This window comes from Streptomyces sp. NPDC020362 (genome assembly GCF_040642095.1).
GTDB lineage: Bacteria > Actinomycetota > Actinomycetes > Streptomycetales > Streptomycetaceae > Streptomyces.
Map to the genome: position 1 here is coordinate 84,935 of NZ_JBFAET010000011.1, position 18,221 is coordinate 103,155.

21 protein-coding genes and 1 tRNA gene are annotated in these 18,221 nt (G+C 71.9%); 18 read left to right on the forward strand and 4 right to left on the reverse strand.

The annotated features are described in order from the left end of the window. Positions 1 to 36: 36 nt before the first annotated feature. Positions 37 to 2,535 carry a penicillin acylase family protein gene (locus AB0H32_RS07750; RefSeq protein WP_361115841.1) on the reverse strand — a complete coding sequence of 833 codons (2,499 nt, stop codon included), beginning with the start codon at positions 2,533 to 2,535 and terminating at the stop codon, positions 37 to 39. A gap of 78 nt (positions 2,536 to 2,613) precedes the next feature. Here AB0H32_RS07750 and AB0H32_RS07755 point away from each other — a divergent pair, with 78 nt between their 5' ends. The 5 genes from AB0H32_RS07755 (at position 2,614) to AB0H32_RS07775 (ending at position 5,449) form a co-directional block, all read left to right on the forward strand. Beyond that, entirely contained in the window at positions 2,614 to 3,336 is a 723-nt protein-coding gene (locus tag AB0H32_RS07755) for a siderophore-interacting protein (protein ID WP_361115844.1), read from the forward strand. A 24-nt stretch (positions 3,337 to 3,360) separates the two neighbouring features. Next, positions 3,361 to 3,981, forward strand: a complete 621-nt coding sequence (locus AB0H32_RS07760) for an HhH-GPD-type base excision DNA repair protein (RefSeq protein WP_361115847.1) — start codon at positions 3,361 to 3,363, stop codon at positions 3,979 to 3,981. A 194-nt stretch (positions 3,982 to 4,175) separates the two neighbouring features. Further along, positions 4,176 to 4,844 (forward strand): HdeD family acid-resistance protein, encoded by a 669-nt coding sequence (locus tag AB0H32_RS07765; RefSeq protein WP_361115850.1) that lies wholly within the window; start codon positions 4,176 to 4,178, stop codon positions 4,842 to 4,844. Between the two features lie 97 nt (positions 4,845 to 4,941). Further along, positions 4,942 to 5,274: a hypothetical protein gene (locus AB0H32_RS07770; protein WP_361115853.1), complete on the forward strand. Its 333-nt coding sequence runs from the start codon at positions 4,942 to 4,944 to the stop codon at positions 5,272 to 5,274. 49 nt (positions 5,275 to 5,323) lie between these two features. Beyond that, positions 5,324 to 5,449, forward strand: coding sequence for a hypothetical protein (locus AB0H32_RS07775; protein WP_361115856.1), 126 nt, complete (start codon positions 5,324 to 5,326; stop codon positions 5,447 to 5,449). 18 nt (positions 5,450 to 5,467) lie between these two features. On the opposite strand, the gene AB0H32_RS07780 is transcribed toward AB0H32_RS07775, so the two are convergent. Continuing rightward, positions 5,468 to 7,027 carry a helicase HerA-like domain-containing protein gene (locus tag AB0H32_RS07780; RefSeq protein ID WP_361115859.1) on the reverse strand — a complete coding sequence of 520 codons (1,560 nt, stop codon included), beginning with the start codon at positions 7,025 to 7,027 and terminating at the stop codon, positions 5,468 to 5,470. Positions 7,028 to 7,141: 114 nt separating this feature from the next. Here AB0H32_RS07780 and AB0H32_RS07785 point away from each other — a divergent pair, with 114 nt between their 5' ends. Both AB0H32_RS07785 and AB0H32_RS07790 read left to right on the forward strand, forming a co-directional pair. Further along, complete coding sequence (locus AB0H32_RS07785) at positions 7,142 to 7,438, forward strand: type II toxin-antitoxin system VapB family antitoxin (RefSeq protein ID WP_003999914.1); 297 nt, start codon at positions 7,142 to 7,144, stop codon at positions 7,436 to 7,438. A 99-nt stretch (positions 7,439 to 7,537) separates the two neighbouring features. After that, on the forward strand, positions 7,538 to 8,173 hold the full coding sequence (locus AB0H32_RS07790; RefSeq protein ID WP_361115862.1) for a LytR C-terminal domain-containing protein: 636 nt from the start codon (positions 7,538 to 7,540) through the stop codon (positions 8,171 to 8,173). Positions 8,174 to 8,281: 108 nt separating this feature from the next. On the opposite strand, the gene upp is transcribed toward AB0H32_RS07790, so the two are convergent. Continuing rightward, a complete protein-coding gene (gene upp, locus AB0H32_RS07795; protein ID WP_361115865.1) occupies positions 8,282 to 8,917 on the reverse strand; it encodes a uracil phosphoribosyltransferase in 636 nt (211 codons plus the stop codon). Between the two features lie 90 nt (positions 8,918 to 9,007). Between upp and AB0H32_RS07800 the strand changes: the two genes are divergently transcribed. The 9 genes from AB0H32_RS07800 to AB0H32_RS07840 all read left to right on the forward strand — a co-directional run bounded on the left by AB0H32_RS07800 (position 9,008) and on the right by AB0H32_RS07840 (position 14,621). After that, positions 9,008 to 9,238 (forward strand): hypothetical protein, encoded by a 231-nt coding sequence (locus AB0H32_RS07800; protein ID WP_361115868.1) that lies wholly within the window; start codon positions 9,008 to 9,010, stop codon positions 9,236 to 9,238. Positions 9,239 to 9,580: 342 nt separating this feature from the next. Beyond that, entirely contained in the window at positions 9,581 to 10,117 is a 537-nt protein-coding gene (locus AB0H32_RS07805; protein ID WP_361115894.1) for a hypothetical protein, read from the forward strand. A gap of 113 nt (positions 10,118 to 10,230) precedes the next feature. Then, positions 10,231 to 10,662: a tRNA adenosine(34) deaminase TadA gene (tadA, locus tag AB0H32_RS07810; RefSeq protein ID WP_361115897.1), complete on the forward strand. Its 432-nt coding sequence runs from the start codon at positions 10,231 to 10,233 to the stop codon at positions 10,660 to 10,662. A gap of 46 nt (positions 10,663 to 10,708) precedes the next feature. Beyond that, positions 10,709 to 10,793: transfer RNA gene (locus AB0H32_RS07815), tRNA-Ser, on the forward strand. Between the two features lie 173 nt (positions 10,794 to 10,966). Further along, entirely contained in the window at positions 10,967 to 11,146 is a 180-nt protein-coding gene (locus AB0H32_RS07820) for a hypothetical protein (protein ID WP_153540120.1), read from the forward strand. A gap of 10 nt (positions 11,147 to 11,156) precedes the next feature. Beyond that, positions 11,157 to 11,450 carry a Dabb family protein gene (locus tag AB0H32_RS07825; RefSeq protein ID WP_361115872.1) on the forward strand — a complete coding sequence of 98 codons (294 nt, stop codon included), beginning with the start codon at positions 11,157 to 11,159 and terminating at the stop codon, positions 11,448 to 11,450. A 173-nt stretch (positions 11,451 to 11,623) separates the two neighbouring features. Further along, positions 11,624 to 12,475 (forward strand): RNA polymerase sigma factor SigF, encoded by an 852-nt coding sequence (locus AB0H32_RS07830; RefSeq protein ID WP_361115900.1) that lies wholly within the window; start codon positions 11,624 to 11,626, stop codon positions 12,473 to 12,475. Between the two features lie 310 nt (positions 12,476 to 12,785). After that, positions 12,786 to 13,712, forward strand: coding sequence for an RNA polymerase sigma factor SigF (locus AB0H32_RS07835; protein WP_361115874.1), 927 nt, complete (start codon positions 12,786 to 12,788; stop codon positions 13,710 to 13,712). 174 nt (positions 13,713 to 13,886) lie between these two features. Then, positions 13,887 to 14,621 (forward strand): hypothetical protein, encoded by a 735-nt coding sequence (locus AB0H32_RS07840; RefSeq protein WP_361115877.1) that lies wholly within the window; start codon positions 13,887 to 13,889, stop codon positions 14,619 to 14,621. 21 nt (positions 14,622 to 14,642) lie between these two features. On the opposite strand, the gene AB0H32_RS07845 is transcribed toward AB0H32_RS07840, so the two are convergent. Beyond that, complete coding sequence (locus AB0H32_RS07845; protein WP_361115880.1) at positions 14,643 to 14,840, reverse strand: hypothetical protein; 198 nt, start codon at positions 14,838 to 14,840, stop codon at positions 14,643 to 14,645. Positions 14,841 to 15,044: 204 nt separating this feature from the next. Here AB0H32_RS07845 and AB0H32_RS07850 point away from each other — a divergent pair, with 204 nt between their 5' ends. Further along, a complete protein-coding gene (locus tag AB0H32_RS07850; RefSeq protein WP_361115883.1) occupies positions 15,045 to 15,539 on the forward strand; it encodes a MarR family transcriptional regulator in 495 nt (164 codons plus the stop codon). Between the two features lie 13 nt (positions 15,540 to 15,552). Next, entirely contained in the window at positions 15,553 to 18,111 is a 2,559-nt protein-coding gene (locus tag AB0H32_RS07855) for an MFS transporter (protein WP_361115886.1), read from the forward strand. Positions 18,112 to 18,221: the final 110 nt, after the last annotated feature.

An 18,221-nucleotide genomic window follows, 5' to 3' on the forward strand; every position in this document is an offset into this window, starting at 1 on the left:
GCAGCAGGTGCGGCAGCAGGTGCGGGGGTGCGCGGGTCAGTCATCGGTCTCCTCGGTCTCCTCGGTGTGTTCGAGCGTGAGCAGGGTCCAGTCGGTGACGACCGGGGCCAGTTCTCCCTTGAGCCACAAGGTGAGTTGGTCGCGGTGGTGCGGGGCGCCGGGGACGCCGTCGGCGCCGAAGGGGACCACCCAGCGGCTGTCCTCGCGGCGGGACAGGTCCCAGACGTAGCGGGCGGCCGGGCCGCGGGCCGAGCGGTCGGTGAGCCCGGGTACGGCCGAGGTGCACAGCACGCAGTCGTGGTCACCGGCCAGGCCCGGCTCCTCGTACGGCTCCCCCGGCAGCGCCCTCCAGGGGGCGAGGCGGTGGGTGTCGGCCCAGGTGCCGGCCGGTGGTGCGGTGGCGACCTCCTCCACGGCGGCACGGACGGCCGCGGCGCGGTCGATGCCGAACAACTCCTCGGCGCGCAGGAGGTGTTCGAGGGCGTACCCGATGCGGGGCGCGAGAGCCAGCCAGGGGAGCAGGACCTCGGGGTAGGCGGGGGGCTCGATGAGGGCGGCGAACGCCGGGTGGGCGGCGAGCCGGCGTACGAGCGCCGTGCGCACCGCCGCGTAGGCGGCGGCCTCGGCGCTGTCGGCGTCCATGTGGCGGTTCCAGGACAGCAGGCGGTCGCGCAGGCGGGCCGCCCCGGGAGTGAGGCCGTCGAGCGCGGCGAGGTGGTCGAGAAGGGGGGCGGCGGAGGCGAGGAGGGTGTCGGTGTGGATCGCGGGCAGGTCGGCCGCGGACCAGGTGCGGCGTTCCTGGAGCAGGGCGTGGATGCGGTCGGCGCGGTGCGGTGGGGCGAACTCGACACCGAGCGGGGTCGCGGGGCCGCGCTGGTTGGCCATCACGGCGATGCCGTCGGTCAGGCCCGCGTACGGGGTGTCGTGCCAGCCGTGCCATGCGGTACCGGGGTGCCAGGCGGGGACGACGCGGAGGCGGTTCGGCTCCGCCCGCAGCGGGACCCTGCCTGCCACGCGGTGCAGGAGGCCGCCCTCGGTGTCGGCCGCCTGTACGACGTTGACCGGCTCGGCCCAGGAGTCGAAGGCGGCGTCGATGTCCTCGACGCGGCGGGCTCGGAGGAGGGGAAGGAGGGTGCTGAAGCCGAGGTCTTCGGTCACTCGGGGTGGGTGGCGGAGGGTGAGGGCGATGGGCTCCGCCGCCGCCTCGGCTTCGCCTTCGGCAGGCATCTTCTTCCCACCCGCACCACCCGTGCGGCTTTCGTCGTCACGTGCGGGTGGCCCCTGTGGGTCGTCCTCGCCGTCGGCGGCCTGCGGGACGTGTGCGGGTGCGCTGCCTGCGGCGGGCCGTGGGGCCTGTGCGGGTGCGCGGTCTGCAGCGGGCTGCGGGGCGTGTGCAGGCGCGCAGTCTCCGGCGGACTGCGAGGCGGGCGTCGATTCCGGCTGTACGGCCGCCGCCGCTGCCTCCAACCCCTCCGAACCCCCGGCAACAACCCCCGACACCAACCCCTCCGAACCCCCGGCAACAACCCCCGACACCAACCCCTCCGAACCCCCGGCAACAACCCCCGACACCGACCCCTCCGAACCCCCGGCAAGAACCCCCGCCTCCAACCCCTCCGGGCCCCCGGCGATCACCGGGCCCCGCTCCGTCTCGATCACCTCGATCTCGACGGGGTCCTCGCCCGCGATCTCCACCTTCTCCGTGTGGCGGCGGGCGCGGTGCCAGTGGCCGTCGGGGCCCAGGGCCTCCACGCCGGCGCCGGTGCGGCGCAGGCGTTCCCGGTAGATGTCCTGGTAGTCGGCCATGGCGTTGGTGATGGACCAGGCGGCCGTGCCGGTGTGGCCGAAGTGGGCGATGCCGGGGACGCCGGGGACGGCCAGGCCGATGACGTCGAACTCGGGGCAGGAGAGGCGGATCTGCTGGTAGACGCCCGGTTCCTCGATGAAGCGGTGCGGGTCGCCGGCGATCAGGGCGTGGCCGGTGGCGGTGCGGTCGCCGGAGATCAGCCAGCCGTTGCTGCCCGCGGTGCCGGGGCCGTCCGTGGCGAACAGGGCGACCGCCTCGCTGCCCAGGTGCCGTGTCACCTGCTCGCGCCAGAGCTTCGCGGGGAAGCCGGCGAAGAGGATGTGGGCGCCGAGCCAGATGCCGAGCGGGGTCCAGGGCTGCCAGGGGGTGGGCACGAGGCCGGTCCGGGCGAATTCGGGGGCCCGGCGGACGCCGTCCGCGAGGCCCTCGTTGACGCCGTCCACGTACGCCCGGACCCAGGCGGCCGTCTGCGGGTCCCGTTGCTCCAGCGCGGTGAAACAGCGCCTCGCGGTGTCGTCGAGGCGGGCGCGGCGGGCGAAGACGTCCCAGGCGAGGGCGTCGGCGCCGAGGAAGGAGGCCGAGGTGCCCTGGAAGCGGTGCCGTTCGACCTCGATCTGCCAGGCGCGGTCCAGGGCGGTGACCCGCCCCTGGGCGCGGGCGAGCGCGCGGGCGCCGGAGGCACGCAGATGGGGGATGCCCCAGGCATCGCGGTAGATCTCGGTGGTCACCCTGGGACACCCCTTTGTTTTAGGTTAGCCTTGCCTAAGTCGGTGGTGGGGGAATCGTACGCGAGGGGTGGAGGCGCCATGGGGCAGGGGCGGGGCTGGGAGGGGGCGGTCCTGCGACTGCTGCGCGCGAAGGACTTCGTGTGCACGGTCACCGGGGCCGAGGAGGTCACCCCGCACTACCGGCGGCTGCGGCTGAGCGACGGCGGACTGCTCGCCGCGACCGGCGTCCACCCCACGATGTGGGTACGGCTGTGGTTCTCCGACGCAGGCCGCCCGCACCAGCGGGCCTACACCCTGGTCGACCCGGACCCGGTCACCGGCACCTTCGGCCTGGAGTTCGCGCTGCACGAGGGGTGCGCCGCCGACTGGGCGCGCACGGCCCGGCCCGGGGACACGATCGAGGCGTCCGTCCAGGGCACCGGCTTCCAGCACCCCGACCCCGCGCCCTCGCACGTCGTGGCCGTCGGCGACCCGGCCTCGCTGCCCGCGATCAACTCCCTCCTCGGCGCCCTGGGTCCGGCCCCGGCGACGATCTGGTTCGAGGGCGCCCTGGCCGGCCTCCCCTGCCGGGCCGATCCGTCCCGGCACGAGATCCGCGAGGTGCCCCGCCGGGACGCGGGCGCCCACCTCGCCGAGCGCGTCCGCGCCGAGCTGCCCGCCGTACTCGACGGCACCCCCGACCCGTACGTCTGGATCGCCTGCGACACGGCCACCACCCGCACGCTCGCCTCGTACGTGCGCAGGGACCTGGGCGTGCCGAAGGCCCGGGTGCACGCCCTCGGGTACTGGCGCGCGTCCTGACGTCGCAGGCGGGACCATCGACCCATGGACGTCACCCTGCACCTCGCCCAGGACCCCGAGGCCGACGCGCTGCTCGGGCGCAGCCCGCTCGCCGCGCTCACCGGGATGCTGCTGGACCAGCAGGTTCCGATGGAGTGGGCGTTCAAGGGACCGGCGACCATCGCCGGGCGGATGGGCGCCGAGGACCTGGACGCGCACGAGATCGCGGCCATGGACCCGGAGGCGTTCGCCGCGCTGCTGTCCGGGAAGCCCGCCGTGCACCGCTACCCGGGCTCGATGGCCAAGCGGATCCAGCAGCTGTGCCAGTTCCTCGTCGAGCACTACGACGGGGACGCGGAGGCGGTGTGGCGGGGCGTCGGCAGCGGGGCCGAGCTGCTCGGGCGGCTTCAGGACCTGCCGGGGTTCGGCACGCAGAAGGCGCAGATCTTCCTCGCCCTGCTCGGCAAGCAGCTGGGCGTGCAGCCGGAGGGCTGGCGGGAGGCGGCGGGAGCGTACGGCGAGGCGCGGTCGTACCGGTCCGTCGCCGACATCACCGGGCCCGAGTCGCTGGCCAAGGTGCGCGCCCACAAGCAGGAGATGAAGGCCGCCGCCAAAGCCGCCAAGGCTGCCAAGGCTGCCAAGGCCTCCTGGACGGCCAGGACGTAGCCAGGACCGTCGGGCAGCCGGGTGACTCGGCCGGCGCTCGGCCAGGTGACTCGGCCGGCGCTCGGCCGGGTGACTCGGCCGGCGCTCGGCCGGGTGGCTCAACCCGGTGACCCGGCCGGGTGGCTCGACCGGGTGGTTCAGCCGCCCGGCCCACCCCGGTGGCAGGACCCGCGCGGGCGGGCCAAGCATGGAGCATGACCGAGCCACCCGGCGGTGGCCCCACCTGGGGCCGGGAGTACGACGACCGCAACGTCCACGCGGGACAGGGGCCGCACGGACACCATGAGCCCGAGCCGCCGCTCGAAGGCCCCCTGCACGCCCTGTCCCGGGCCGCCTGGCAGGTCGTCATGGGCACCGGCATCGCCTCGCTGATCCTCGGTGTGCTGGTGCTGGTCTGGCCGGGGCCCTCCCTGGCCGTCGCGGGTGTCCTGTTCGGCGTGTACCTCGTCGTCAGCGGCATCTTCCAGCTGGTCGCCGCCTTCGGCACGCACAGGACGACCTCGCTGCGTGTGCTCGCCTTCATCAGCGGTGCCCTGTCGATCCTGCTGGGCCTGTTCTGCTTCCGCGGGCCCATGCAGTCGATCCTGCTGCTCGCCCTGTGGATCGGCATCGGCTGGCTGATCCGCGGCATCACCCAGACCCTGGCGGCCGCCTCCGACAGCAGCATGCCCGCCCGCGGCTGGCAGATCCTCCTCGGGATCGTCACCTTCATCGCCGGGATCGTGCTGATCGACTCGCCGTTCACGTCGGTCGCCGTGCTGACCCTCGTCGGCGGCTGCTGGCTGGTGGCCGTCGGCGTCATCGAGATCGTCACCGCGATCCGCATCCGCGGGCGCGCCCGTCAGGTTCCCCACACGCTGTGACCGCCGCCGTCAACGCCGCGCCCCGCGGGTACGCCGAGCGAGCGGATCTCGGCGGCCGGGCGCTGCAGTCGGCACCTCCCGTGGGCAGGTGACCGGTGTGAGCACCGCACGCCGCCGCACGCCACGCCGCCACGCCCGGCTGCGGCTGCTCGTGCTGCTGCTCGTCCTGCTGGTGCCCGGAGCCCAGGTGCAGGCCCAGGCGGCACCCGTACCGGCCGCGGCCGCCGAGTCCGCGGAGAGCGACGGACACGACGCCCTCTCGGCGCTCCTGCGGCCGCCCGCCGGTGGCGTCCACCGGGCCGACCTGCCCGAGCGCCCCACGCCCCTGCGCGACCCGGCGCCCGTCCGCCCGGCGGCACGCCCGTGCCCCGTCCCGCCGCGGCCGCCGCACGCCCTGCCCCTGCTGCGCACGGTGGTCCTGCGCTGCTGACGGACGCCCGCTTCCGCAGGCCTGTCAGCTCGACGCGAGGAACACAGCCATGCCCACCGACCCGTACGCGGTCCTGCGCGCCCTGCTGCGCGCGGAGGCCAGGCGCAGCGCGCTGCCCCCGGGAGAACAGAAGAACCCGCAACCGCAGCGGCCGGCGAAGAAGGACGGCCGCTGACGTGCCGGCGGAGGCGGTCTACCGCCACCGCCGGGCCGTACCGAACAGCGAACGGGTGATCTCGCGGCCGAGCTGGGTGCCGACCGAGCGGGCCAGGGACCGGAACATCCCGCTGCTCACCACCTGTTCGACGAGCGAGGGCTCCTCCTCGGGCGGCTTCGGCCGGGGGACACTCTCCGGGCGGGTCCGTGCCTGCTGCGGTGTCCGCTCCGGTGTCCGCTCCTGCGCCGCCGACAGCTTCTCGTACGCCGACTCGCGATCCACAGCCTGTGCATAACGCCCGTGGAGCGCGGACCCCTGGACCGCACGGTCCAGTTCGGCCCCGTCCACCGGGCCCATCAGGGACTCCGGGGCGCGCAGCCGGGTGGCGGCGACCGGGGTCGGGGCGCCCTTCTCGCCGAGCACGGTCACCACGGCCTCGCCGATGCCGAGGCCGGTGAGGAGTTCTTCGAGGTCGTAGGCGGAGTTCGGGAAGGTCTTCACCGTCGCCTTCAGGGCCTTCTGGTCGTCCGGCGTGAAGGCCCTGAGCGCGTGCTGGACCCGGTTGCCGAGCTGCGCGAGGACGTCGGACGGCACGTCCTTCGGGGTCTGTGTGACGAAGAAGACGCCCACGCCTTTCGAGCGAATCAGGCGCACGGTCTGGGTGATCGAGTCCAGGAACGCCTTGGAGGCGTCGCCGAACAGCAGGTGCGCCTCGTCGAAGAAGAACACCAGCCCGGGCTTGTCGGCGTCGCCGACCTCGGGCAGGTCGTGGAAGAGGTCGGCCAGCAGCCACATCAGGAACGTCGAGAAGAGCAGCGGTTTGTCCTGGACCGCGGGCAGTTCCAGGACCGAGACGACGCCCCGTCCGTCGGGCGCCGTCCGCAGCAGGTCGGCCGTGTCGAACTCGGGCTCGCCGAAGAAGTCCGTCATGCCCTGCGCCTCGAAGGCGGTCAGCGAGCGCAGGATCACCCCGGCCGTGGCGGTGGACAGGCCGCCGATGTTCTTCAGCTCGGCCCTGCCCTCGTCGGAGATCAGGAACGCGACGACCGCCCTGAGGTCCTTGAGGTCGATCAGCTCCAGGCCCTTGGTGTCGGCGTAGTGGAAGATCAGGCCGAGGGACTGCTCCTGGGTCCGGTTGAGCTGCAGCACCTTGGAGAGCAGGACCGGGCCGAAGCTGGTGACGGTGGCCCGCACCGGGATACCGCGGCCGAGCCCGCCGAGGGCGAGGAACTCGGCGGGGAAACCGGCCGGCGTCCACTGCTGTCCCACCTCGGCGGCGCGCCCCTGGACCCGGCCGTCCGCCCGGCCGGGCTGCGCGATGCCGGACAGGTCGCCCTTGATGTCCGCGAGGAACACCGGCACGCCCTGCGCGGAGAGCTGCTCGGCGATCAGCTGGAGGGTCTTCGTCTTGCCCGTGCCGGTCGCGCCCGCGACCAGTCCGTGCCGGTTGAGCATGGGCAGCGGGATGCGCACCGGCGCGTCCGGGCGGCTCCGACCGTCCCACAGGAGGGCGCCGAGGTCGAGGGCGGGGCCGGCGAAGGCGTATCCGGCAGCGATCTCCTGAGCCTTCGCGGGGAGCGTCTCGCTGTCACTCATCTCCGGCCTCTGTTCCCGATAAACACCGGTATGCCCGTTTGGGTACGGCTTTTCCAGCGTCGCACTGCGTCGCCATGGCTGCGCCCGGAACGTCTTGACCGGTAGGCTTTCCGTGTGATCTTCAAGCGCATCGGAAACGGCCGGCCGTACCCCGACCACGGCCGGGAAAGCACCCGGCAGTGGGCGGACGTCGCGCCGCGCCCGGTCCGCCTCGATCAGCTCGTGACGACCAAGGGGCAGCTCGACCTGGAGACCCTGCTGGCCGAGGACTCGACGTTCTACGGCGACCTCTTCGCGCACGTCGTGAAGTGGCAGGGCGATCTGTACCTGGAGGACGGACTCCACCGTGCGGTCCGCGCCGCCCTCCAGCAGCGCCAGGTGCTGCACGCGCGCGTACTCGAACTCGACTGACCCGCGCACGATCGGGCGGTTGACCCTTTCGGGTTCCGCTGAGCGGCGTCTACTGATCATCTAATAGGCATCGCCGCTCGGGCGCACTACGCTGCGCCCATGAGCATGCTGACTCCTCCGGGCATGGGCGGCCAGTACCGGATCACGGGGGACAAATACCCTCGGATGCGCCCACGCCGGCGGCGCGGCAGGCTCGCGCTCGCCGCGGTGGCGTCCGCCGCCGCGCTCGGCCTGATCGGCTGGGGCACTCTGCAGCTCATCGACGTCTTCACGGGCGGCGCCAAGAAATCCTCGGCGGTGACCCCCAAGGCGGACTGCCGCACCAAGGTGCACCCCGCCGCGCAGGCCAGGGTGGTGCCCAAGCCCGGCGACATCACGGTGAACGTCTACAACGCCACCACGCGCACCGGGCTCGCCAAGACCACCGCGGACGAGCTGAAGAAACGCGGCTTCAAGATCGGCGACGTGGGCAACGCCGGCAAGGACTTCGACAAGAAGGTCAAGGGCACCGGGATACTCCTCGGCCCCGGCTCGGCGCTCAACACCTCGCTGCCGGTGCTCGCCACCCAACTCTCCGGCGCCGAACGCCGCACCGAGCCCACCCGCAAGGGCACCGACCTGGACCTGATCATCGGCGACGGCTTCAAGAACCTGACCAGCCGACCGGACGCGGCCAAGGCCCTGACGGCCCTGACCGCCCCCCAGCCGACGGCCCCGACGAAGAAGAGCTGCTGAGCAGGCGCCCCGAAGGGGCGCGGGGAACTGCGCGACAAGCCACGACAAACCCGCAGCCGCCCGCGCAACCGCACCCCAACGGCGTTATGGCGCCGAGGCGCCCGGCCGTTACTCCGCCGCGCCGTACAGCCGGTCCCCCGCGTCCCCGAGCCCGGGCACGATGTACCCGTGCTCGTTGAGGTGGTCGTCCACCGCCGCCGTCACGACCGTCACCGGGGTGCCCGCCAGCTCGCGCTCCATGACCGCGACGCCCTCGGGGGCGGCGAGCAGGACCACGGCGGTCACGTCGTCGGCGCCGCGCCTGATCAGCTCCTGGATGGCGGCGACCAGCGTGCCGCCCGTGGCCAGCATCGGGTCCAGGACGTACACCTGACGCCCCGAGAGGTCCTCCGGCATGCGCGAGGCGTAGGTGGAGGCCTGCAGCGTCTCCTCGTTGCGGATCATGCCCAGGAAGCCCACCTCGGCGGTCGGCAGCAGCCGGACCATGCCGTCCAGCATGCCGAGACCGGCTCGCAGGATCGGGACGACCAGCGGACGGGGGCGGGCCAGCTTGACGCCGGTGGTCTGCGCCACCGGGGTCCGGATGTCGACCTGCTCGGTGCGCACGTCCCGCGTGGCCTCGTAGGCGAGCAGGGTGACCAGTTCGTCGGCGAGCCGCCGGAAGGTCGCGGAGTCGGTGCGCTGGTCGCGCAGCGTGGTGAGCTTGTGGGCGACCAGGGGGTGGTCGACGACGTGGAGACGCATGCCCATAACAGTAACCGCGGTGGACCGCCCCTCGCTCTGGCATCAAACCGCCCGTCCGAGGGAAAGTGAGAGGGACGGACCGGGGGTGGTGTGCCTGTGCCTGACCTGCCTGACCACGAATCCGACGACGCGAAGGACGCCGCCCGGACGGAGCACTCCGGAGCGGAGCAGCCCGAGACGGACGCCGAGCGCCGGCGCCGGCGCGCCCAGTTCCTGCGCGAGCTCGCCGAGGCCCGGGCCCTGCGGGCCCGTGTCCAGCCCCGGCGCGCCAAGACGGCCCGGCTGCGCCACGCCATGCGGATGCGGACGTTCCGCTGGTAGGCGGGACGGGCGTACCGTCGGCATCGCGTGGCCTGCCGGAAAGAACCCGGTAAGGAAGATCGTCGCCCGCGCCGGTGTTCAGGCGGTGGGGGTGCGTGAGCGCCTGAAAAAGCCGCGTACGATCCGCAGGTGGCGGCAACAAGCGCGCTGGTGGGTCGTTTGCCCTTCAGTTCGGACGCACGATCAAAACAGCAAGACACAGGGAGCCGAAGACGTCCCCTGAACGCCTTGTTTCTGCCACGATTCCGAGTGGGTGGGGCTCGGAGCACAGCTCTCCCCGCCCAATAACCTCCGCCGGGGGGACCCCCAACCGGCACGCCTATGACCAGTGGGAGAGTCACGGTGTACTTCGCCGCACTGCTCGCGCGCACCGAAGACGGGTGGGAAGCGAGCGACACAGAGCTCGACGATGTGGAGACCCTGTCGGATCTGGCCGACCTGGCCCGGGAAGCCAATCCCGAAGAGGACACGGTGCTCGTCCTGATCGAGCAGGAGGACGCCTGGTTCGGCGTCGTCCGCGTGGACGGCGAGGACGACCCTCGCATCTACGTCTCCGACGCGGCCGCCGCCGCCCGCAGCGCGTACGGCGAGCTGCTGCTCACCGACGAACTGCTGGGCCGGGAGCCCGGCGCCGACGACGGCCCCGACCTGGACTCCTTGGACCTCGACGGCACGGAGGACGGTGAGTCCGAGGACGAGAACGAGGAAGCCGACGGCTCGGCCGCCGACGCGGTGCCGCACAGCCCGGTGGGCGACAGCCAGATCCTCGACGACCTGGGCGTCAGCGAGAAGGAGCTGCGCACACTGGACGCCGAGGACGCGCTGGGCGCCATCGCCGACGCCCTGGGCGCCTCGGAGGTGCTGGAGACCGTCCGCTGACCGCGCCGCACACCCCTCCGCCCGCCACGCCCGGCGACCCGGGGCGGGCCCCCGGCCCGGTGACCGCGGACCCGGCGGTCCCGGACCCGGTGCGCGACCGCTGGCGGCCCGCGATGCGTCTCGCCCTGGACGAGGCCGCCCTGGCCGTCCGGGGCGGCGACGTCCCCGTCGGCGCCGTCCTGCTGTCCCCGGACGGTACGACGGTGCTCGCGGCGGGGCACAACGAGCGCGAGGCCACCGGCGACCCCACGGCCCACGCCGAGGTACTGGCGATCCGGCGGGCCGCCGCGCTGCTCGGACAGTGGCGGCTGACCGGCTGCACGCTGGTCGTCACGCTCGAACCCTGCACGATGTGCGCGGGCGCACTCGTCCAGTCCCGGGTGGACCGCGTGGTCTACGGCGCCCGGGACGAGAAGGCGGGCGCGGCCGGCTCCCTCTGGGACGTCATACGCGACCGCCGGCTCAACCACCGGCCCGAGGTCGTGGAGGGCGTCCTGGCCGAGGACTGCGCGCGGATCCTCACGGACTTCTTCCGGGATCGCTGAAATACCGATTTCGAACCATGCACCACCTTGCTGTAAGGTCTCCCTCGGTAGCGTGTCCGAGCGGCCGAAGGAGCTCGCCTCGAAAGCGAGTGTGGCGCAAGTCACCGAGGGTTCAAATCCCTCCGCTACCGCTTGAGAAGGGCCCCGTCGCGAGACGGGGCCCTTCGTGCGTCCGCCCCGCTTCCCGAAAGGGACGCAGGCAAGAGACCTCGACGGGCGGGCCGTTGGTCCCGGCGCAGGGCGTGAAGGTTACACTCGCCGCCGGCAGGAGGGGCCCACGAGGCAAAGGCACAGGGAGGCCGCGGTGGCGGTGAACGCCAAGAAGATCGCCGTGTACGCGCTCGTGGTCTTCGCGCTGTACGTGATCATCACAGACCCGGCCAAGGCCGCCGACTATGTCCAGATAGGCTTCGAGGGCATCTCGGACGCGGCCAAGGCCATAGGCGACTTCATGACCTGGGTCGCCAACGGAGGAAAGAGCTGAGGTACATCCCATGATCCGCCACCTGGTCCTCTTCAAGCTCAACGAGGGCGTCGAGCGCGACGATCCGCGGGTCGTGGCGGGCGTGGAGGCCTTCAAGGCGCTCGGCGGCCAGATCGAGGAGCTGCGCTTCTGGGAGTGCGCCTGGAACATCAGCGACCGGCCGATCGCCTACGACTTCGCGATCAACTCGGCGGTCGAGGACTCCGACGCACTGGGGCGCTACCTGGCCCACCCGGACCACCAGGCGGGCGTCGCCCTGTGGCGGGAGTTCGCCACGTGGGTGATCGCCGACTACGAATTCTGAGCCCTCGCGGCACCAGCCCCCCGCCGGAAAGGCGGGGGGCTTTCTTGTGTTTGACGACCCAACTTGCCGCCGTTTAGCCACAACACGGCGTTATCAGGTGCTTGCACACAGTGCACATGTCTTGTGATGCTATGACCGCTTTTGACGGATGATTGACCGATGAAGAGGTGGCGTTGACCGTGTCGGCCAGTACTGCGCCACCCCAGGAGGAGGCGCCTGCCCCCGCTCCTGAGGCCTCGGCCCCTCCGGCTCCCGAGAAGCGCCGCGGCGCCGACACGCGTGCCCTCACCCAGGTGCTCTTCGCCGAGCTGAAGGAGCTCAAGCCGGGCACGCCGGAGCACCACCGGGTACGCGGGGCGCTCATCGAGGCCAATCTCCCGCTCGTGCGCTACGCGGCGGCCCGCTTCCGTTCCCGCAACGAGCCGATGGAGGACGTGGTCCAGGTCGGCACCATCGGGCTGATCAACGCCATCGACCGGTTCGACCCGGACCGGGGCGTGCAGTTCCCGACCTTCGCGATGCCGACCGTGGTCGGCGAGATCAAGCGGTACTTCCGGGACAACGTCCGCACGGTCCATGTGCCACGCCGGCTGCACGAGCTGTGGGTGCAGGTCAACAGTGCGACCGAGGACCTCACCACGGCCTTCGGGCGTTCGCCGTCGACGGCCGAGATCGCCGACCGGCTGCGGATCAGCGAGGAGGAGGTGCTCTCCTGCATCGAGGCGGGGCGGTCGTACCACGCCACCTCGCTGGAGGCCGCGCAGGAGGGCGACGGTCTGCCGGGCCTGCTGGACCGGATCGGCTACGAGGACCCGGCGCTGGACGGCGTGGAACACCGCGATCTGGTCCGCCATCTCCTCGTCCAACTCCCCGAGCGGGAACAGAGAATCCTTCTGCTGCGCTACTACAGCAATCTCACCCAGTCACAGATCAGCGCGGAACTCGGTGTATCCCAGATGCACGTTTCGCGGCTACTCGCGCGTAGCTTCCAGCGGTTGCGGTCCGCGAATCGGATCGAGGCATAGCCAGCGCACAGAAGCACGGTCCGGAACACACCAGATCGCACCGGATCGCAAGCAGGATCGATTCGTAACCGGCGCGAGCGAATCGCTCACCTGCGCTCTTCCCGACAGTTGTGCGCCGAAAAGCCGTCAGACCCCTTCTTTCCAGGGCTGATTCGCATCTTGCATGTCGACATGTCACTACAGCGTGTTGCCGACATGTGACATTCTGCGGGAAGCGCGTTTGCCGAGGCTCCGGCTCCGGTATTCAGGTGAAGGTTGCGTTGCTCGAAGCGACGCCGCCGCGACCGTCCCGCGACCCAAAGGGGGTGGCATGTCCGTAGACCAGGGCAGCTCGAAGGTGCTCACGCCCACGAGCGAGGCAGCGCCCAAGCAGCTCGACGCTCTCGACGTGCTCGATGACGTCCCGGCGCTCGAAGCCGTGCCGACCCCGGCCGCCGAGGCCGCCGCCCCGGTCCCGGCCCCGCCGGCCACGGCGGACATCGACACCCGAACCCTGTCCCGCTCCCTGTTCCTGCGGCTCGCCGCACTCGACGAGGACAGCCTCGAGCGGGCCTATGTCCGGGACACCCTGATCGAGCTGAACCTCCCCCTCGTGCGCTACGCGGCGGCCCGCTTCCGCTCGCGCAACGAGCCGATGGAGGACATCGTCCAGGTCGGCACCATCGGCCTGATCAAGGCGATCGACCGCTTCGACTGCGAACGGGGCGTGGAGTTCCCGACGTTCGCGATGCCCACGGTGGTCGGCGAGATCAAGCGCTTCTTCCGCGACACCTCCTGGTCGGTCCGCGTCCCGCGCCGCCTCCAGGAGCTGCGGCTGGCTCTCACCAAGGCCAGCGACGAGCTGTCCCAGAAGCTGGACCGCTCCCCGACGGTGACGGAACTGGCCGCGGTCCTCGGCGTCTCCGAGGAGGACGTGGTCGACGGCCTCGCGGTCGGCAACGCCTACACGGCCTCCTCCCTCGACTCCCCGGCCCCCGAGGACGACGGCGGCGAGGGTTCCCTGGCCGACCGCCTCGGCTACGAGGACAGCGCGCTGGAGGGCGTGGAGTACCGCGAGTCCCTCAAGCCGCTGCTGGCCAAACTGCCGCCCCGCGAGCGCCGGATCATCATGCTGCGCTTCTTCGCCAACATGACCCAGTCGCAGATCGGCGAGGAGGTCGGCATCTCCCAGATGCACGTCTCCCGGCTGCTGACCCGGACCCTGGCACAGCTGCGCGAGGGGCTCATCTCGGACTGAGGGCTGCGCGGGGAGGCCGGGACCGGCCGGCCGTCGTTCGTCGTCGGCGGCGGCGTGGTGGCTTGTCGCGCCCACGCGGCGCAGCCGCACACCCGCACGGACCCCGCGCCCCTTTGGGGTGCCGATCTCCGCACAAGGGTTTTCATCTGACGAAGCGTCAGCCACCATGACCGGATGCTTCGTTCCCGGATCCTTCGTACGACGACACGGACACAGGGCCGCCGAGGCGCCGTTGCGGCAGCGTCGGCGGCCGTCGTGTGTCTGGGTGCGGCCCTGGCCGGGTGCGGGGGCGGGAGCAGGGACGGATATGTGGCGGTGGGCGGCGTGCCGCGGCCCGGGAGCACGGCGGGCGGCCCGACGGGGACGGTCCGGATGGTCCCGCTGGACGGACCGGACGAGACCGCCAAGTCACCGTCCACCCAGGCTTCTTCGGACCGTCCCGGGACACTGACCCCGACGGCCGGCACCGGCACCGCCGCCCCGGATCCGGCCACGACCCCCGGCGCCGCACCGAGCACCACCGGCGGGAGCCCGACCACTCCACAGCGGCCCTCGCCCGCCTCGCCCACGCCAACTCCCTCGCGCACGACGCCTGCTGCGCCCGCCGACCTCGGCTGGGGTGACCCGGCGCGCAAGGACACGGATCAGCGCTGGTGCGAGAAGGTGACCGTCGCCTTCCACAACTCCGGCGGCACCGCCGTGCGTTCGGGCACGGTGACGTTCGGCACGCACATCATCGGCGCGCTCGGCATCGACTGGGGGACGGTCGAGTCGACCGCGGACCTTCCGGTGCCGATCGCCGCGGGCGCACACAAGAGCCCCACCTGGACGGTGTGCGTCGACGCCTGGCGCGTACCGCTCGGCATGCACATCGAGACGCGGGACGTCTCCGTCCGGTGGAGCCAGTGATCCCCTGCGGAGAGGTGCGTCCTACTTGAGCGCCAAGGCCACCGCGGCGACGACGACCACCACGGCGACGACGCCGAGGATCAGGCCGATGCGCGGACCGGAGGAGGAGGCGGCCTGCTGCTGCCGACGCCCCTGAGGGGCCTCGTCGACGAACGCGCGGAACATCTGGGTGTTGCCTGCGGGGTCGTGGTTGCCCTGGGGGCCCTGGGTGTTAGCCATGGCCCGAGACACTAGCGAATCCAGGTGACCGGCCCAAGTGCGGGGCCACCGGGACAGACCCGGGCACCTCACCTCCGCCCACCTGGGCATTTACATTCGCAATACTTGCCTTTGCCAAGTTTTTGCGCCAGCGGCTCCCAATTTGTTTGCCTGCAGCAACCAACAGATCTATGGTTGCCCCAAGCAACGAATACGGGAGGTGTGATGGCCGGGCAGACGCAGTTCGAAGAGTTGGCGCGTCAGCTCAGTGCCGTCGGCGCCGTGAAGCGGGACCTGGGGCGGATCCTTCCGCCCGACTGCCCGGCCGGCTCGGCCGCCGTGCTGACGCTGCTCGGCCGCCACGGCGACATGCGCATGAGCAAGCTCGCCGAGCTGCTCGCCGTGGACATGTCGGTCACCAGCCGCCATGTCGCGCACGTCGCCGCGCGCGGCTGGATCGAGCGGTCACCGGACCCCGCGGACAAGCGCTCGCGCATCCTGCGCCTGACGCCCGAGGGCCTGGCGCAGCTCGACGACCTGTCCCGGCGGACCACCCGGCTGCTCGCCGACCGGCTGAGCGACTGGACCGACGACGAGGTCGGCCAGCTCATCCGGCTGATGACGCGCCTGCGCGCGTCCTTCGGCGACTGCCGGACCGCCCCGCCGCGGCTGCCCGCACCCGTAGTCGAAGAGACCACCCGTACACCCGCGAACACGTAGGAAAAGGAAGCTCATGGCAACGACCACACCAGCCGGTGTGCGGGCTCACGCCAAGCACGGGGGAGGCGGCACCGGCCACGCCCCGATGACGCACCGGCAGATCATGGAGGCCCTGTCCGGGCTCCTGCTCGGCATGTTCGTGGCGATCCTGTCGTCCACGATCGTCTCCAACGCCCTGCCGCACATCATCGGTGACCTCGGGGGCGGCCAGTCCGCCTACACCTGGGTCGTCACCGCCGCCCTGCTGTCGATGACCGCGGCCACCCCCCTGTGGGGCAAGCTCGCCGACCTGTACAGCAAGAAGGCGCTCGTCCAGATAGCCCTGGTCATATACGTCCTGGGCTCGGCCGCCGCCGGTCTGTCGCAGAACGCCGGCATGCTCATCGCCTGCCGCGTGGTGCAGGGCATCGGCGTCGGCGGTCTGTCCGCCCTGGCCCAGATCGTCATGGCGGCGATGATCTCCCCGCGCGAGCGCGGCCGTTACTCCGGCTACCTGGGCGCCACGTTCGCCGTCGCCACCGTCGGCGGCCCGCTGCTCGGCGGTGTCATCACCGACACCTCCTGGCTCGGCTGGCGCTGGTGCTTCTACGTCGGCGTCCCCTTCGCGATCATCGCGCTGATCGTGCTGCAGAAGACCCTGCACCTGCCCGTCGTGAAGCGGGACGTGAAGGTCGACTGGGGCGGTGCCTTCGTCATCTCCGCCGCCGTCTCCCTGCTGCTGATCTGGGTCACCTTCGCCGGCGACAAGTACGACTGGATCTCCTGGCAGACCTACGCGATGGTCGCGGGCTCCGTCGTCCTCGGCGCGCTGTTCGTCCTCGTCGAGTCCAAGGCCAGCGAGCCGATCATCCCGCTGCGCCTGTTCCGCAACCGCACCATCACCCTGGCGTCCCTCGCCTCGCTGTTCGTCGGCGTCGCGATGTTCACCGGCACGGTGTTCTTCAGCCAGTACTTCCAGCTGGCCCGCGGAGAGTCGCCGACGATGTCCGGCGTCATGACCATCCCGATGATCGGTGGCCTGTTCATCTCCTCGACCGTCTCGGGCCAGTTCATCACCCGCACCGGCCGCTGGAAGGCCTGGCTGGTCAGCGGCGGTGTGCTGGTCACGGCCGGGCTGATGATGCTCGGCAGCCTCCGCTACGACACCGAGTACTGGAAGATGGCCATCTGGATGGCCCTGCTGGGTCTCGGCATCGGCATGATGATGCAGAACCTGGTCCTCGCCACGCAGAACCAGGTGTCGCCCGCCGACCTCGGTTCGGCCAGCTCCACCGTCACCTTCTTCCGTTCCCTCGGCGGTGCGGTCGGCGTCTCCGCACTCGGCGCGGTGATGTCCCACCGGATCACGCACTACGTCCAGGACGGCGTCGCCGCCCTGAGCCCCAAGTACCAGGCAGCCCTGGCCGGTGGCTCCGGCTCCACCGACAGCATCCCGGACCTGGACAAGCTGCCGGCCCCGATCCGCACACTGCTGGAGAGCGCCTACGGCCACGGCATCGCCGATGTCTTCTTCATCGCCGGCTGCCTCGCCGCCCTCGCCTTCCTGATCACGCTGTTCATCAAGGAGGTTCCGCTGAAGACCAAGGGTGCCCTGGCGCAGGCCGGCGAGACCAATACCCCGGCCGCGGCTCCGGCCGCCGCCGAGACCCGGGTTCCGGCCGCCGTCGAGACCCAGGCCGCCGAGACGCAGGTCCCGGCCGCCGTCGCCGCCACCGAGGCCGCCCCCGCGGCCACCGGCCCGGCCATGGCCACGGCGACCGCCACCCAGCCGCTGACCGCCCTCGCCACGATCGCCGAGCCCGGCGCGGGCGGCGGCACCCCGGTGCACGGCTTCGTCCGCGGCGCCGAGAGCGCCCCGGTCCCGCAGGCCGCGATCACCCTGATATCCCTGGCCGGCCGCCAGCTGGGCCGCTCGGTCGCGCAGTTCGACGGCTCCTACGCGCTGGACGCGCCGGGCACGGGTTCGTACGTGCTGATCGCCTCCGCCGACGGCTACCAGCCGCAGGCCTCCACGATCGTGGTCGGCGAGGAGCCGCTGTCGTACGACATCCTGCTCAGCGGCACCAGCGGGCTGACCGGTGTGGTCCGGGCGAGTGGCAGCGCGCTGCCGGTGAAGGACGCGATGGTGATCGTCACCGATGTGCGCGGGGACCTGCTGGCCACCGCCGCCACCGGTGAGCAGGGCGAGTTCGCCTTCACCGAGCTGGTGCCGGGCGCGGTGACCGTCGCGGTCAACGCGAGCGGGTTCCGGCCGCGCGCCCTGCCCGTCGAGGTCGCGACGACCGGCGCCACCCGGATCGAGATCGACCTGGACGCCGGGTCCCACCTGCAGGGTGTCGTACGGGCCCCGCACGGTCCGCTGGCCGACGCCCGCGTGACGCTGGTGGACCAGGCGGGCAACGTGGTCGGCACGGCCACCACCGGCCCGGACGGGGCGTACGCCTTCACCGACCTGGACGGCGGCGACTACACGGTCATCGCGACCGGTTACCCGCCGGTGGCCACCGCGCTGACCGTCTCCGGCCCCGGCACCGACGGCCACGACATCGAACTCGCCCACCCCGGCGAGTAGTTCACCCCGGCCCGGGGGGCGCGCCCCCCCCCGGGGGGGGCCGCGGGCCGCGGGGTTTAAAGCCAAATGTGGGGGGTTTGGGGGCGGGGGGGGGCGGGGGGGGGGGCCGG

Coding starts and splice junctions, on each gene's coding strand:
- AB0H32_RS07825 (WP_361115872.1), top strand. CDS start 11,157: ATGATCCGCCACCTGGTCCTCTTCAAGCTCAACGAGGGCGTCGAGCGC.
- AB0H32_RS07760 (WP_361115847.1), top strand. CDS start 3,361: ATGGACGTCACCCTGCACCTCGCCCAGGACCCCGAGGCCGACGCGCTG.
- AB0H32_RS07840 (WP_361115877.1), top strand. CDS start 13,887: ATGCTTCGTTCCCGGATCCTTCGTACGACGACACGGACACAGGGCCGC.
- AB0H32_RS07850 (WP_361115883.1), top strand. CDS start 15,045: ATGGCCGGGCAGACGCAGTTCGAAGAGTTGGCGCGTCAGCTCAGTGCC.
- upp (WP_361115865.1), bottom strand. CDS start 8,917: ATGCGTCTCCACGTCGTCGACCACCCCCTGGTCGCCCACAAGCTCACC.
- AB0H32_RS07780 (WP_361115859.1), bottom strand. CDS start 7,027: ATGAGTGACAGCGAGACGCTCCCCGCGAAGGCTCAGGAGATCGCTGCC.
- AB0H32_RS07835 (WP_361115874.1), top strand. CDS start 12,786: ATGTCCGTAGACCAGGGCAGCTCGAAGGTGCTCACGCCCACGAGCGAG.
- AB0H32_RS07775 (WP_361115856.1), top strand. CDS start 5,324: ATGCCCACCGACCCGTACGCGGTCCTGCGCGCCCTGCTGCGCGCGGAG.
- AB0H32_RS07855 (WP_361115886.1), top strand. CDS start 15,553: ATGGCAACGACCACACCAGCCGGTGTGCGGGCTCACGCCAAGCACGGG.
- tadA (WP_361115897.1), top strand. CDS start 10,231: ATGCGTCTCGCCCTGGACGAGGCCGCCCTGGCCGTCCGGGGCGGCGAC.
- AB0H32_RS07790 (WP_361115862.1), top strand. CDS start 7,538: ATGAGCATGCTGACTCCTCCGGGCATGGGCGGCCAGTACCGGATCACG.
- AB0H32_RS07845 (WP_361115880.1), bottom strand. CDS start 14,840: ATGGCTAACACCCAGGGCCCCCAGGGCAACCACGACCCCGCAGGCAAC.
- AB0H32_RS07755 (WP_361115844.1), top strand. CDS start 2,614: ATGGGGCAGGGGCGGGGCTGGGAGGGGGCGGTCCTGCGACTGCTGCGC.
- AB0H32_RS07765 (WP_361115850.1), top strand. CDS start 4,176: ATGACCGAGCCACCCGGCGGTGGCCCCACCTGGGGCCGGGAGTACGAC.